The organism is Pantoea sp. SOD02, from assembly GCF_024707505.1.
GTDB classification, from domain to species: domain Bacteria; phylum Pseudomonadota; class Gammaproteobacteria; order Enterobacterales; family Enterobacteriaceae; genus Pantoea; species Pantoea symbiotica.
Genome location: NZ_CP102604.1, coordinates 1061960 through 1077488 on the forward strand (window position 1 = coordinate 1061960; position 15529 = coordinate 1077488).

The 15529-nt window shown below is 54.7% G+C and carries 12 protein-coding genes; 8 read left to right on the forward strand and 4 right to left on the reverse strand.

The window, feature by feature from the left end:
- Nucleotides 1-78: 78 nt before the first annotated feature.
- From phoB to proY, 6 genes are all read left to right on the forward strand, one after another.
- Entirely contained in the window at nucleotides 79-768 is a 690-nt protein-coding gene (phoB, locus tag NR302_RS04830) for a phosphate response regulator transcription factor PhoB (RefSeq protein WP_007887040.1), read from the forward strand.
- Between the two features lie 20 nt (nucleotides 769-788).
- A complete protein-coding gene (gene phoR / locus NR302_RS04835) occupies nucleotides 789-2099 on the forward strand; it encodes a phosphate regulon sensor histidine kinase PhoR (protein ID WP_008106091.1) in 1311 nt (436 codons plus the stop codon).
- Between the two features lie 468 nt (nucleotides 2100-2567).
- On the forward strand, nucleotides 2568-3494 hold the full coding sequence (locus NR302_RS04840; protein WP_258144695.1) for a PstS family phosphate ABC transporter substrate-binding protein: 927 nt from the start codon (nucleotides 2568-2570) through the stop codon (nucleotides 3492-3494).
- Nucleotides 3495-3660: 166 nt separating this feature from the next.
- Nucleotides 3661-4764 carry a cobalamin-independent methionine synthase II family protein gene (locus tag NR302_RS04845; RefSeq protein ID WP_258144696.1) on the forward strand — a complete coding sequence of 368 codons (1104 nt, stop codon included), beginning with the start codon at nucleotides 3661-3663 and terminating at the stop codon, nucleotides 4762-4764.
- A 402-nt stretch (nucleotides 4765-5166) separates the two neighbouring features.
- Nucleotides 5167-6486, forward strand: coding sequence for a branched-chain amino acid transporter carrier protein BrnQ (gene brnQ, locus NR302_RS04850; RefSeq protein ID WP_008104007.1), 1320 nt, complete (start codon nucleotides 5167-5169; stop codon nucleotides 6484-6486).
- 67 nt (nucleotides 6487-6553) lie between these two features.
- Nucleotides 6554-7909, forward strand: coding sequence for a proline-specific permease ProY (gene proY / locus NR302_RS04855; protein ID WP_154191731.1), 1356 nt, complete (start codon nucleotides 6554-6556; stop codon nucleotides 7907-7909).
- A 46-nt stretch (nucleotides 7910-7955) separates the two neighbouring features.
- On the opposite strand, the gene NR302_RS04860 is transcribed toward proY, so the two are convergent.
- From NR302_RS04860 to NR302_RS04875, 4 genes are all read right to left on the reverse strand, one after another.
- The gene (locus tag NR302_RS04860) at nucleotides 7956-9902 is read right to left on the reverse strand and encodes an acyltransferase family protein (protein WP_258144697.1); all 1947 of its coding nucleotides are present in this window, start codon (nucleotides 9900-9902) and stop codon (nucleotides 7956-7958) included.
- Nucleotides 9903-10186: 284 nt separating this feature from the next.
- Complete coding sequence (locus NR302_RS04865; RefSeq protein ID WP_258144698.1) at nucleotides 10187-10996, reverse strand: inositol monophosphatase; 810 nt, start codon at nucleotides 10994-10996, stop codon at nucleotides 10187-10189.
- Between the two features lie 191 nt (nucleotides 10997-11187).
- Nucleotides 11188-12438, reverse strand: a complete 1251-nt coding sequence (locus tag NR302_RS04870) for a mechanosensitive ion channel family protein (RefSeq protein WP_258144699.1) — start codon at nucleotides 12436-12438, stop codon at nucleotides 11188-11190.
- A 92-nt stretch (nucleotides 12439-12530) separates the two neighbouring features.
- Nucleotides 12531-13112 (reverse strand): ACP phosphodiesterase, encoded by a 582-nt coding sequence (locus NR302_RS04875; RefSeq protein WP_258144700.1) that lies wholly within the window; start codon nucleotides 13110-13112, stop codon nucleotides 12531-12533.
- 183 nt (nucleotides 13113-13295) lie between these two features.
- Here NR302_RS04875 and queA point away from each other — a divergent pair, with 183 nt between their 5' ends.
- Together queA and tgt are read left to right on the forward strand one after the other, a co-directional pair.
- Nucleotides 13296-14366: a tRNA preQ1(34) S-adenosylmethionine ribosyltransferase-isomerase QueA gene (queA, locus tag NR302_RS04880; RefSeq protein ID WP_061717470.1), complete on the forward strand. Its 1071-nt coding sequence runs from the start codon at nucleotides 13296-13298 to the stop codon at nucleotides 14364-14366.
- Between the two features lie 38 nt (nucleotides 14367-14404).
- A complete protein-coding gene (gene tgt / locus NR302_RS04885) occupies nucleotides 14405-15529 on the forward strand; it encodes a tRNA guanosine(34) transglycosylase Tgt (protein ID WP_061717469.1) in 1125 nt (374 codons plus the stop codon).

Here is a 15529-nt window from a genome sequence, read left to right on the forward strand (position 1 = left end):
TCATAAAAGTGTCACAAAACTGACGCATAATGGCGCCGCAAATCCCAGTGACACGTTGTCACACTAGCAGGAGTTACAATGGCTAAGCGCATTTTGGTTGTGGAAGACGAAGCTCCCATCCGTGAAATGTTATGTTTCGTGCTGGAACAGAATGATTACCAGCCTATTGAGGCGGAAGATTATGACAGCGCGATTGGTAAGCTGATCGAACCCTGGCCTGATTTGATTCTGCTGGACTGGATGTTGCCCGGCGGCAGCGGAATTCAGTTTATTAAGCATTTGAAGCGTGAAGCCATGACGCGCGACATCCCGGTGATGATGCTGACGGCGCGCGGTGAAGAAGAGGATCGCGTGCGCGGTCTGGAAGTGGGCGCGGATGATTACATCACCAAGCCATTCTCACCCAAAGAGCTGATGGCGCGTATCAAAGCGGTGATGCGCCGTATTTCACCGATGGCGGTGGAAGAGGTGATCGAGATGCAGGGCCTGAGCCTTGATCCTTCCTCACATCGCGTGATGTCGGAAACCACGCCGCTGGAGATGGGGCCGACTGAGTACAAACTGCTGCACTTCTTTATGACGCACCCGGAACGCGTGTACAGTCGCGAACAGCTGCTGAACCACGTTTGGGGCACCAATGTGTATGTCGAAGATCGCACCGTCGATGTGCATATTCGCCGTTTACGTAAAGCGCTGGAATTGACCGGCCACGATCGCATGGTTCAAACCGTTCGCGGAACAGGGTATCGTTTCTCTGCCCGCTACTAAACGTAAACGGAGTTTTTACCGTGCTGGAACGACTCTCCTGGAAGAGATTGTTGACCGAGCTGGCGCTGGTCTGTTTACCTGCGCTGGTGTTGGGTCTGTTGTTCGGATATCTGCCGTGGCTGCTGCTGATTGCGGTGACCGGCGTGATGTTCTGGCACTTCAGAAATCTGATGCGTCTGTCGCACTGGCTGTGGGTCGATCGTTCAATGACGCCGCCCACCGGACGCGGCAGCTGGGAACCGCTGTTTTATGGCCTGTATCAGATGCAGTTACGCAACCGGCGGCGTCGCCGCGAGCTGGGCAATCTGATCAAACGTTTCCGCAGCGGTGCCGAATCGCTGCCGGATGCGGTGGTGCTGACCACCGAAGAGGGCACCATTTTCTGGTGCAACGGTTTGGCGCAACAGCATCTTGGCTTGCGCTGGCCGGAAGATAATGGCCAGAACATCCTCAATTTACTGCGTTATCCTGAATTCTCCCGCTATATCCGCCAGCGCAAGTTTGATACGCCGCTGACGCAGATCCTCAATAATCAGCATCATATGGAATTCCGCGTGATGCCTTACAGCGAAGGTCAGTGGCTGATGGTGGCGCGTGATGTCACTCAGATGCACCAGCTGGAAGGCGCGCGACGCAACTTCTTTGCCAACGTCAGTCATGAACTGCGTACGCCGTTGACGGTGTTGCAGGGTTATCTGGAAATGATGGACGATGCGGTGATGAACGAGCGCACGCGCAGCAAGGCGTTGCACACCATGCAAGAGCAGACGCGTCGCATGGATAGCCTGGTGAAGCAGTTGCTGACTTTGTCGCGTATTGAAGCGGCACCAGCCATCGATCTGAAAGAGACGGTGGATGTGCCGGGCATGCTGCTGCTGTTGCAGCGTGAAGCGGAAACGCTGAGTCAGGGACGTCACACCATCCATTTCCATACCGATCCGCATCTGAAAGTGTTCGGCAATGATGAGCAGCTGCGTAGCGCCATTTCCAACCTGGTCTACAACGCGGTGAATCACACGCCGGATGGCACGCGCATCGACATCAGCTGGCTGCGTACCAAACAAGGCGCGCAGTTTAAGGTGTGTGATGACGGGCCGGGCATCAGCGAACAGCATCTGCCGCGTCTTACCGAGCGTTTCTATCGCGTGGACAAAGCGCGTTCGCGCGCCACCGGCGGCAGCGGGTTGGGGCTGGCAATCGTGAAGCACGCGCTGGGCCATCATAATGCGCGGCTGGAGATCACCAGCGTGCCGCATCAGGAAACCTGTTTCAGCTTCCTGCTGCCGCCAAGGTTGATTGTGGCTAGCGCTCTGCAAGAGCGGGTTAATTAAGGTTTGCACATCCATGGCGTAATGCCGCTCAGTTAAGCACAGAGCGGCTTTCGTTCGCCTTGAAATCAGGCAGTTGCAGCACCCTGGTGCGGCGACCGAGCAGAGAGCGCCTGGCCGCGCCCTCTGCACTCCCGGGCCTTGCGCCAGCCCAACCCGCCGCTGCGCGGTGCCTTCACTCATTCACGATTCCTGACGGACCGGTGGCGATTCGCTCCTGCTCAGCGCCACCTCTCGCCGCATCCATGCGGCTCGCCCTGGAATCCCTCATTCGTTCAGCGGGTTAGGATGTCGCCTCAACACCCGCGCTGCACCATCAAGGCATAATTTTGACTCGCCATCGCTACAAGTCTCGTAGGGTCGCCATTCATGGCGACCGCTTCGCGCTTAACTGACAACCTTTACGCAATTTATTGCGCGATAAATCACGCCGCTCCAGAATAGGCGTCTCATTAAATTGCGGAATCGCCAATGAAATCGCTGTTGCTATCCCTCTTGTTGCTTTGCTCTGCTTTAGCACACGGCCAACAAACCATGCTAACCGGCAATCTGAGCAGCGTCGGATCGGATACGTTGGGTTATCTGATGACCTTATGGGGCGAGGATTTTAGCCGCCAGTCGCCGGGCGTGAACGTTCAGGTGCAGGCGGCGGGATCGTCTACCGCACCGACCGCGCTGGCCGCCGGTGCTGCACAATTGGGCGCGATGAGCCGCCCGATGCAGATCGACGAACGTCAACTTTTCATTGCGCGCTACGGCTATCCGCCGCTGGCGGTGCCGGTGGCGATGGATGCGCTGGTGGTGGTGGTCAATCAGGACAATCCGCTGCCGCGTATCGCGCCGCAACAACTCGATGCGCTGTTTTCCATCACGCGTCTGTGCGGCGGACAGCAGGTGCTGCAGCGCTGGGGCGATCTCGGCTTGAGCGACAGCCAGTGGGCAACGCGCAGCATCCAACGTTATGGCCGTAACTCGGCGTCGGGTACCTGGGGTTTCTTCAAGCAGCAGGCGCTGTGTAAAGGCGATTTTCGTGCTGACGTCGCGGAATTCCCCGGTTCCGCTGCGGTGGTGCAAGCCGTTGCCGCCACGCCTAACAGCATCGGTTACGCCAGTTTTGGCTTTCATCTCAGCGGCGTGAAAATGCTGCCGGTGGTCACGACGAACGGCGACAGCGTGATGCCGGATGCCGAATCCATTCGCAGCGGCCGCTATCCGTGGTCGCGCCCGCTCTATATCTACGTCAACAAAGCGCCCGGCAAACCGCTGCCTCCGTTGGTGAATGCCTTTCTGCATCAGGTGTTGTCGCCACAAGGCCAGCGTCGGGTGAGCGAAGCTGGCTATTTGCCGTTGTCAGATAGCCAGATGGCGCAAGCGCGGGCGGCCATTGAGGGAAATTGAAGAACGTGCATCTGAACATGAAATAGTTTCATGTAAGCTGAATTTTCTTCCGTTGCCGAAATTGTAACAGCGTGGCATTCTTCTTGGACATATAGCCGTCCAGATGGCTGAGATAACCCAGTGAAATTATACCCTGACGCAACTAAGCGCTCAGCGAGGAGATAAGATGCCACGTCACAACCCATTCCGCGCCGATACCGTCGGCAGTTTTCTGCGTCCCGCTGCCATCAAGCAGGCGCGTGTGCAGTTTGCCAATGGTGACATCAATGCTGATCAACTGCGTCAGGTGGAAGATCGTGAAATCCGTCATGTGGTGGAGCAGCAGCGCGCCAACGGTCTGCAGATCGTTACCGATGGTGAATTCCGTCGCGCATGGTGGCACTTCGATTTCTTCGGCGATCTGCACGGCGTTGAGCTGTTCGAAGCGGAGCAGGGCATTCAGTTCAATGGCGTGCAGACCAAAGCGCACGGCGTGAAAGTCACCGGTAAAGTAGCCTTTAATCCTGAACACCCAATGCTGGATCATTTCCGCTTCCTGCAAAGCGTAGCGGGCGATGCGGTTGCCAAGATGACCATTCCCAGCCCAAGCGTGCTGCACTTCCGCGGTGGCCGCAAGGTGATCGATGCCACGGTCTATCCCGAACTGAAAGATTACTTCGCCGATCTGGCGCAGACCTACAAAGACGCAATTCAAGCGTTTTACGCAGCAGGCTGCCGTTATCTGCAACTGGATGACACGGTGTGGGCGTATCTGTGCTCTACCGAACAGCAGCAGCAGATCCGCGAACGTGGTGAAGATCCGCAGGAACTGGCGCGCATCTATGCTGAGGTGCTGAATACCGCGCTGGAAGGTAAGCCAGAAGATCTGACCGTCGGGCTGCATGTGTGTCGCGGTAACTTCCGCTCAACCTGGATCTCCGAAGGTGGTTATGAGCCGGTCGCTGAAGTGCTGTTTGGCGGCGTGAATATCGATGCTTTCTACCTTGAGTATGACAACGAACGTTCCGGTGGCTTCGAGCCGCTGCGCTTCCTCAAGCCTGGCCATCAGCAAGTGGTGCTGGGTTTGATCACCACCAAAACCGGCGAGCTGGAAGATGCGGAACAGGTAAAAGCGCGTCTGCAGGAAGCAGCACAGTTCGTCAGCCTCGATCAAATCTGCCTCAGCCCGCAGTGTGGCTTTGCTTCTACCGAAGAGGGCAACAGCCTGAGCGAAGAGCAGCAGTGGCAGAAGATTCGTCTGGTGGTCGATATAGCAAGAACAGTCTGGTAATTCCGTAAAGTTAGCCAAACAGGCGCGTAAATCGCGCCTTTTGTGCATCTGCAGGTCGATTTATGCAAAGAGATCTCCCGCGCTGAGGAAACTTTTAGCAAATCATCTGAGGTGTTTTCCTACAATTCCACCGTGATTCACTGCTTTCTCCCGCTATCTTGTTATATCCTTCTGGTTTTCCGATCCCGTATTGCCTTTCTTCGCTATAAACGTTCTAATTTGCGCCGTTGTCGATTTATCCCTCTGCGAACAGAAGAAAAGTAGATTAAATCACCTGCGCTTTAACGATTAGTCCCGCATAACACGCTGGTCTTGCCGAATAAGTCCTTGTTTTAGCGCATCCAGAGGACAACACGAACTCAACTTCCACCGCAACATCAGCTACAGGCAGTACAGAAGTTTATGACACATCGTTTAACCTCCAAGGATATCCTGGCGCTGGGCTTCATGACGTTTGCCCTGTTCGTTGGCGCAGGAAATATCATCTTCCCACCGATGGTGGGGATTCAGTCTGGCGAACACGTTTGGATTGCTGCCTTCGGCTTCCTGATTACCGCTGTCGGCTTACCGGTGATCACCGTTATCGCGCTGGCGCGCGTGGGCGGCGGCATTGATGCGCTGAGCTCACCGATTGGTAAAGCCGCAGGCTTGCTGCTGGCGACCGTATGTTACCTGGCTGTTGGCCCGCTGTTTGCCACGCCGCGTACCGCTACCGTTTCCTTTGCCGTTGGTATTGCACCGCTGACCGGCGATGGCGCGCTGCCGCTGTTCATCTATAGCCTTATTTACTTCGCGCTGGTGATCGGCATCTCGCTGTATCCGGGCAAACTGCTGGATACCGTTGGACACTTCCTCGCACCGCTGAAAATTCTGGCGCTGATTGTGCTCGGCGTTGCCGTACTGATCTGGCCTGCCGGTGGCGTTTCGCCGGGTACCGAAGAGTATCAGCGTGCGGCCTTCTCCAGCGGTTTCGTCAATGGTTATCTGACCATGGATACGCTGGGTGCGCTGGTGTTCGGTATCGTTATCGTCAATGCAGCGCGTTCTCGCGGTGTTGAGGATGCCAAACTGCTGACGCGCTACACCATGCTGGCGGGCATCATCGCCGGTATCGGTTTGACGCTGATTTACCTGACGCTGTTCAAGCTCGGTAACGATAGCGGCGCATTAGTGGCGCAGAGCGCCAACGGTGCTGAGATTCTGCATGCTTACGTGCAGCAGACGTTTGGCGGCATGGGCAGCTTCTTCCTCGCCGCGCTGATCTTCGTCGCCTGCATGGTGACGGCGGTTGGCCTGACCTGCGCCTGTGCAGAATTCTTTGCGCAATACGTTCCGCTGTCGTATAAAACGCTGGTATTTATTCTGGGTCTGTTCTCAATGGTGGTGTCGAACCTCGGCCTGAGCCATCTGATTCAGATCTCGATTCCGGTGCTGACGGCGATTTATCCGCCATGCATCGTGCTGGTGGTCCTGAGCTTCACGCTGAAGCTCTGGAACAAAAGTTCGCGTATCATCGCGCCGACCATGCTGGTAAGCCTGCTGTTCGGTATCGTTGATGCCATCAAAACCACCAGCTTTAAAGACGTGTTGCCGCTGTTCAGTCAGCATCTGCCGCTGGCCGATCAGGGACTCTCCTGGTTGCCGCCATCGCTGGCGATGCTGGTGATTGCTGCGGTGGTTGATCGGGCAAAAGGACGTGAGCAGGTCGCAGTTCATCAGTAAGCGACATTGCTGTTAATTCCAACCACGGGCTTGCCCGTGGTTTTTCATTTTCAAGGTACTGAGTGTTATGCAAGAAACCAATAAGCTCAAACGCGGACTGAGCACGCGCCACATTCGCTTTATGGCGCTGGGATCGGCGATTGGCACCGGGCTGTTTTACGGCTCGGCGGATGCCATCAAAATGGCAGGCCCAAGCGTGCTGCTGGCGTACATCATCGGCGGTGCGGTGGCGTACATCATCATGCGTGCGCTGGGTGAGATGTCGGTCAACAACCCGCAGGCCAGCTCATTCTCGCGCTATGCGCAGGATTATCTCGGCCCGCTGGCGGGTTACATCACCGGCTGGACTTACTGTTTTGAAATCCTGATTGTGGCGATTGCCGACGTAACGGCTTTTGGTATCTACATGGGCGTGTGGTTCCCCGATGTGCCGCACTGGATTTGGGTGCTGAGCGTGGTGCTGATTATCGGCGCCATCAACCTGATGAGCGTGAAAGTGTTTGGCGAAGTGGAGTTCTGGTTCTCCTTCTTCAAAGTCGCCACCATCATCATCATGATCATCGCCGGCTTCGGCATGATTTTCTGGGGCATCGGCAACGGCGGCCAGCCGACCGGCATTCACAATCTGTGGACTAACGGCGGCTTCTTCGCGCACGGCATCGTCGGCATGCTGCTGTCACTGCAGATGGTGATGTTTGCTTACGGCGGGATTGAGATTATCGGCATTACCGCCGGTGAAGCGGAAGATCCGAAAACCTCGATTCCACGCGCCATCAACTCCGTACCGATGCGTATTCTGGTGTTCTACGTTGGTACGCTGTTCGTCATCATGTCGATATATCCGTGGAATCAGGTGGGCACTTCCGGCAGTCCGTTCGTGCTGACCTTCCAGCATTTGGGCATTGCGGCGGCGGCATCGATCCTGAACTTCGTGGTGCTGACGGCGTCGCTGTCGGCGATTAACAGCGATGTGTTTGGCGTGGGACGTATGCTGCACGGCATGGCGCAGCAGGGCCACGCACCGAAGGTATTCCAGAAGGTATCGAATCGCGGGATTCCGTGGGTGACCGTTTTGGTGATGATGCTGGCGATGTTGATTGCGGTGTATCTCAACTACCTGATGCCGGAGAAAGTGTTCCTGGTCATCGCCTCGCTGGCGACCTTTGCTACCGTTTGGGTGTGGATCATGATTCTGCTTTCGCAGATCGCCTTCCGCCGCAAGATTGGTAAAGAGCAAGCCGGCAAGCTGGATTTTGCCATGCCGGGCGGCAGCACCACCGCATGGTTCGGCGTGCTGTTCCTGGCCTTCATTATTGGACTGATTGGTTACTTCCCGGATACGCGCGTATCGCTGTACGTTGGTTTCAGCTGGATTGCGCTGCTGTTGCTGGCGTGGCCGCTGGTGAAAAAGCGTAAAAGCTGATGATGAGTGAACGGGGCGCTTTTTGCGGCGCCCCGTTCATCCTGTTTTACCAATTCTTTCCTAACGCAATCTCACCACCCAATGGGCTCAGATGATTGTGGTCGTAATAGAGCGGCAATCCTTCACTGATGATCATACAACCCTGCTCATTGCACAACTTGTCGCGTAGCGTCAGCACGCGTACGTCTTGCTGCTGATAGCTTTTCAACAATGCCTCAACCGCTTCATCGGGTAACTGAAAAAGTGTGGTGCGTTCGCTTAATCGCGGCGGTGCTTCCCCGTTGCCCAGTAAAGCGCTCAGTTCGCGACGAATCGGCATGTTACGGTTATGGCTGAAGCGCAAAGGGTCGATCTCTATTGTTGGCGCTCCATCAATCACGGTGACTTTTTTTCCGGCCTGACGCAGCTGTGCCAACGCGGCGTCCATGCCTCGTTTGAGCGCTTCCAGATTACTTTGCTGGGCATCGCCGATGGCGCTGAAACCTTCGCCCGGCAACAGGCTCATGCCAGCCGCCCAATAAGCACTGATCACCACTTCATCAATCTTGTCGCTCAGCACCAGCTTCAGTACCTCCTGATTGAAGTTGATGCACTGCTGCGCGTGTTTTGGCATTTGGCTGACCACGCGCGTGGCGTCAAGCAGGAAAGGGCACGAGGCTTTGGTGAGCTGGAACAGCGGCTTATCCTGGCGCAAGGCGTAGCTTGTTACCGAGCTGCGCAGGGCGGCCGCGTGGCTATCACCAATCAACGCGATGCCGGGACGATCAGTTACCGGCTGACACTCGGCGAGTTGCGATGGGAAGTTAGGGCCGTAATCCAGCAGACACGGATTGCGCTGCGCCGCAATCTTCCATGATTCGCCGTTCACCACCACATCACTCACGCGCGACTTCATGCCGCCGGTTTGCCACAGCAGCACCATCACAGCGGCAGCAATCATCGATGAGGCGCAATAACCGGGAATAACCCAACGCGTGCGGCTGCCTGCCTGACGGAACGGCTGCTCGACAAAACGCCATGACAGCCAGGCAATGCCCAATGCTACGCCGCTGATGGTCAATCCTTGCCAGACGCTGAGCGGATGGTCGCTACAAATGCGCGCCAGACTGAGCAGTGGCCAGTGCCACAAATACCAGGAATAGGAAACTTTGCCGATAAAGCGCATCGGCGCGTTTTCCAGTAATCGTTTATTTAGCTCACTGCGTGCGCCAATCATCAGACAGGCAGCCAGTACCGGGATCAGCGCCAGCCAGCCGGGGAAGCTGTCTTGTTTACTGAGCATCAGGCTGGCGGCCACGATCAGCAACCAGCCGAGCAGATTGAGCAGGTTAGCCGCTCGCCCTTCCAGCGGCTTTGGCTTCCACAAAGCCATTAGCACGCCTGCACCCATTTCCCACGCACGCGTCGGCAACAGGTAGAACGCATGGGTGCTGGCAAGCGGTGTCAGCCAGATGCAGGCCGCCAGCGACAGCGCACTAAGTACCAGCACCACACTCGCCATTGAGCGCTTTAGGCGTGCCGCCAGCAGGAGAATAAACGGCAGCACGATATAGAATTGTTCTTCGACGCCCAGTGACCAGGTCATCAACAGCGGATTGAGATCGGCATCGCTGCTGAAATAGTCACCACTTTTCAGCAATAACATATTGGGCACGGAGATAAATACCGCCACGCTGTATTTCGCCAGCTGGCTAAACTCCAGTGGTGAAAGCAGAATAAATCCGAGCAACAGCAATATCGCCATCATAAAAAATAGCGCGGGCGCGATACGGCGAATACGGCGCAAATAAAATTGATAAAACGAGAAATGTCCTTCAGATATTTCTTTGCTAATGATTCCGCCAATCAGAAAACCAGAAATAACAAAGAACAGATCAACGCCAATAAAACCGCCGTTTAACGCGGAAACACCGGAATGGAATAACACAACCAGAATAATGGCAACAGCGCGCAGGCCGTCAATGTCCGCACGATAGCGGTGAGAGGGTGTCATAATCAAAATCCATATTGATATTAATTTTAGGTGGGGACGAATAGCGTTTAGAAAAAAATAATTCGGCGCGTCCTGTCGCCGAAAAGACTTCAAAAGGAGAAAATAAGTATAACTAAGGGATGTTTGACCGAAGAAGCATATCTCATTTTTATTTAGAGTGGGATCATTAAGGAAAAAAAGAGAGGAATCTCATGGGGGATCAGAAATTACTTGCGTGTATCTTAAGTGAATAAGCGTGAATGTTAAGCCCGAATTATTTATCGAGCTTAAACTAAGAAGTGAAATTATATCGAAGCGTGCGCAGGCAATAGCGCTTTCAGCTGCGGATAAATCACCGCATTTGCTAGCAACACCGGATTGCCGTTCTGCAAACCCTGATTGCCAAGATAATCGTTGGTGATGCCGCCCGCTTCACGCATCAGCACGATGCCCGGCAAGCCATCCCACGGATTCATATGCGCTTCGTAGTAACCAATTAATCGACCGGCAGCCGCCCACGCACTCATTAACGCTCCCGAACCGTTACGGATAAACATGCCGCCCTGCGCCAGTAATGCGCCAATAAAGGTGGTGAGAGGTTCAACCGGTTGGCTGTTGGAGCTGCTCAGACCAAGCAATCCCTGATCGAGCTGCTGCGCGCTGTGCGCCTGAATGCGTTTATCATTTACCCAGGCGCCTTTGCCTCGGCAGGCGTGAAAGGTTTCATGATGATTGGGATCGCACACCACGCCGATTACTGCTTCGTTTTCACAAACAATCGCCAGCGAAACGCACCAGTTGTGCAAGCCATTGAGGAAGCTGCTGGTGCCATCAATCGGATCGATCACCCAGATAAAGCGTGCGCCAGAAGTTTCTCCGCCGCTCTCTTCGCCCAGCACCGCATCGTCAGGAAAGCGTTCGTGGATCAGATGCTTGACCAATTCCTCCACGTTGCGATCGGCTTCGCTGACCACATCCTGCAGATCTTTCTTATGCTCAACCACTAATTGATGACGTTGCTGATACCAGGATAAAGCCCGACTGGCGGCGGTTTTGGCAACATCACAGGCGAAATGATAACGTGCGTCGAGTTCGGTAAGCGAAGCTGATGACATCTTTCCCTCTTATGATTTTTAGGCTGGCGAAGCGACAACAGACGCCAAAAATGGCGTATTGGCTGTGTGACGGACTTAACAAAAGTTAAGAAAGGTTTCATTAAGCCGTAGATGTTCGCGCGTGACAAGAGGGGGAGAAGGCCCGCCAGCGAAATTTTTATTTTCACTGGCGGGTTATGCGGGATGAAGCGTTAGTGGCGAGTTCTCACGCCAATCTGGCGCATGTCGTTACCGGTTGGCGATTGGTGTACGCGCAGACCAAAGGTCGGCAGAACCGCATATATATGGTCGAAGATATCCGCTTGAATATTTTCATACTCCGCCCATACCGTGGTGTTGGTGAATACGTATACCTCAACAGGTAAACCGTTTTCACCCGGTGCTAACTGACGCACCATTAACGTCATCTCTTTATGAATGCGCGGATGTTGTTCCAGCCAGCTTTGCAACCAGACGCGGAAGGTGCCGACGTTAGTCAGACGACGACCATTGAGCGGTGAATCCAAATCACAGCCCAACTGCGCATTCCACGCGGCCACTTCTTCGCTTTTGCTATTCAGATAGGGCGTGAGCAGATGCGCACTTTTCAACTGCTGCATCATGGCGTCATCAAGGAAAGTGATGCTGGTGGTATCGATATTAATGCTGCGTTTAATGCGACGTCCGCCGGATTCCGACATGCCGCGCCAGTTTTTAAAGGAATCGGAAATTAAGGCATAAGCCGGAATGGTCACGATGGTGTTATCCCAGTTGCGCACTTTTACCGTGGTCAGGGAAATATCGATAACCGCACCGTCCGCGCCATATTTCGGCATCTCCAGCCAGTCATTCATTTTCAGCATATTATTGGCGGCTAACTGAATGCCGGCCACCAGACCGAGAATCGGATCTTTAAATACCAGCATCAGCACCGCCGTCATGGCACCGAGACCGGTGATCAATACGCCAGGCGATTTACCCAACAGCAGCGAAATAATCATGATCACCATTAAAATGGCGGCGATCAATTTCACGCTCTGGATAATTCCGCGCAGCGGCAATTGCTGCGCCAGCATGCTGTTTGCGCTGAGCTGCTGCAGCAGATCCAGCAGCGAGAACAGCATCAGCAGAGCGAAGATCATCATCCACAGCTGGGCGAAAATCAGCAGCGCAGGATAGATCTGAGAACTGTCGTGCAGGAACAGTTCGGTCTGTAATTTGAATAGCACGCCTTGCATCAGCCATACGCTGCGGCTAAACAGGCGGCTGTTAATCAGCGCCTTCGGCCACTGACGGCTGCTTTTCTCGGTAGAACGACGCAGAAGCGGTAAAATGGCGCGGTGCAGAATGGCATGAGTGATTAACGAGATGGCAAAGATAATGGCAATCACTATCCCTAACGCCATGATGTGCGTGTAACTAAGACCGGCTTCTGCGAGCCGGTTTGCAATAAGATGCTGCATGAGATTTCCCTAAGTGTGACGAAGATTAAGGCCACGAAGGGTAGGGGATGGGAAATTTCCCGTCCAACAGACAGGTCTTGAATTACCTAATATTACAATTTCTGCGCCCGCGCGGCGGCCATTAAGCGCGGATAAAACTGAAAAAACAGCGGCTCAAGCTGATCATAGTGATCAACAAAATCCTGATAGGAATCGCGCAGCGCGGCCAGACGCGGACGGCGATGCGCCATGCCGTTTAGCACCCGCGCCAGCCGCGTCGGTTCGGCATAGTGCTCAAACCAGCGTTCGCGCCACATCACTGTATTCAGTTCGATAAAACCTTCCGGCGTGCCCGCCAGCTGCGGCACGATGTCTTGTTCTGCCGCAGCGGTAAACGCTACCAGCGATTGTGTCGGGTGAATTTTCTCCCAGTGCAGCGCGAGGAAGTGGTCCCAAATAACGTCCAGCGTGATGGGCGCCACGCGGCGTGTTTCCGGGCGAAATAGCTCACGCGCAGTACGCACTTCGGGCAGATTATCAGTTAACACATCGAGGCGACGATGCATGGCAATGCCAGCCACCACCGGCGCAGGCCATTGTGATTGCACGTTGCCGCGCACGAAATCGGCCATGAGATTGCCCAGCAAAGAGCTGTTAGCCAGCTGCGCCAGGTGAAGGTGAGCGAGAAAGTTCATGGCGCATTATATACACGTCATACTTCAAGTTACAGGTGCGTTGGCTGCTCTCGTTCACCGCCTACCTGCACCTGGAATTATTTTGTGTAAAAGCAGAATCACAGAAACTCAGCCAGTTGTTCAGAATTTGCCGCTTTTCCGCTAGACTATGCCGCCTGATTTTAAGTCCTGAAGAAGTGAAGCATGCGCGTAGCCGATTTTACCTTTGAGTTGCCAGAATCCTTAATCGCCCACTATCCGCAGGCGCAGCGAAGCGGTTGCCGCTTGCTGTCGCTGGATGGCCCAAGTGGCGCATTAAGCCACGGCGTATTTACAGACGTGATGGATAAGCTCAATCCGGGCGATCTGCTGGTGTTCAATAACACCCGCGTGATTCCGGCGCGCGTCTTTGGCCGTAAAGCCAGCGGCGGGAAAATCGAGATGCTGGTTGAGCGCATGCTGGACGACAAACGCGTGTTGGCGCACGTGCGCGCTTCTAAAGCGCCCAAGCCGGGCGCAGAGTTGCTGCTGGGCGATGACGAAAGCGTTAAAGCCACAATGGTGGCGCGTCATGACACGCTGTTTGAGATCGCTTTCGAAGACGACCGTGCAGTGCTGGATATTCTCAACAGCGTTGGCCATATGCCGCTGCCACCTTATATCGATCGTCCGGATGAAGATGCTGACCGTGAGCTGTACCAAACCGTGTACGGCGTTCGTCCGGGCGCCGTCGCCGCGCCGACCGCCGGTTTGCACTTTGACGAGCCGCTGCTGGAGGCGCTGAAAGCCAAAGGCGTCGAGATGGCGTTCGTCACGCTGCACGTCGGTGCAGGGACTTTCCAGCCAGTGCGCGTGGAAACCATTGAAGATCACATCATGCACGCCGAATACGCGGAAGTGCCGCAGGATGTGGTGGATGCGGTGCTGGCGTGTAAAGCGCGCGGCAACAAAGTGGTTGCCGTGGGCACCACCTCAGTGCGATCGCTGGAGAGCGCCGCGAAGGCCAGCCAGGACGCGCTGATTGCCCCGTTCTTCGATGACACGCAGATTTTCATCTATCCCGGCTATCACTATCAGGTGATCGATGCGCTGATCACCAACTTCCACCTGCCGGAATCGACCCTGATTATGCTGGTTTCGGCCTTTGCCGGTTATCAGCACACCATGGCGGCTTATCACAGCGCGGTGGCAGAGCAGTACCGTTTCTTTAGCTACGGGGATGCGATGTACATCACCCGTAATCCACAGGCACCTGACGAAACCGTTGGGGCTTAATAATCAGACTGTTTCTCTGATTATCTAATGAGGTTAATGTGAAATTTGAATTAGATACTACCGACGGGCGCGCGCGCCGTGGCCGTCTGGTCTTTGATCGTGGCGTTGTTGAAACCCCGGCATTTATGCCCGTGGGCACCTACGGCACGGTGAAAGGCATGACGCCGGAAGAAGTAAAAGAGACCGGCGCGCAGATCCTGCTTGGCAACACCTTCCATCTGTGGCTGCGCCCAGGTCAGGAAATCATGAAACTGCACGGCGACCTGCACGATTTCATGAACTGGCAAGGCCCGATCCTCACCGATTCCGGCGGCTTCCAGGTGTTCAGCCTCGGCGATATTCGCAAGATCACCGAAGCGGGCGTGCACTTCCGTAACCCGATTAACGGCGACCCGATTTTCCTCGATCCGGAAAAGTCGATGGAGATCCAGTTCGATCTCGGCTCTGACGTGGTAATGATCTTCGACGAATGTACGCCATATCCTGCAGATTGGGATTACGCCAAACGTTCGATGGAGATGTCATTACGCTGGGCCCAGCGCAGCCGTGACCGCTTCGATTCGCTTGGCAATAAAAATGCATTATTCGGCATTATTCAGGGCGGTGTTTACGAAGATTTACGAGATGTCTCCGTTAAAGGTCTGGTAGAGATTGGCTTTGATGGGTACGCTGTGGGCGGCCTGGCGGTGGGTGAACCTAAAGAGGACATGCACCGAATCCTGGAGCACGTCTGTCCGCAAATTCCGCAAGACAAACCGCGTTATTTGATGGGCGTCGGCAAGCCAGAAGATCTGGTGGAAGGCGTTCGCCGCGGTATCGATATGTTTGACTGCGTTATGCCAACGCGCAATGCGCGTAATGGTCATCTGTTTGTTACGGATGGCGTGGTGAAAATTCGTAATGCCCGGTATAAAGATGACACCGCTACGCTGGATGCAGAGTGTGATTGTTACACCTGTCGCAATTATAGCCGCGCCTACTTGCATCATCTTGATCGCTGTAACGAAATACTGGGCGCACGCCTGAATACGATTCACAATCTGCGCTATTACCAGCGTTTGATGGCCGGTTTACGTAAGGCTATCGAAGAGGGTAAATTAGAGCACTTTGTTAGCGAGTTCTACCAACGGACGGGGAAGGCGGTTCCTCCGCTGAACGTCTGA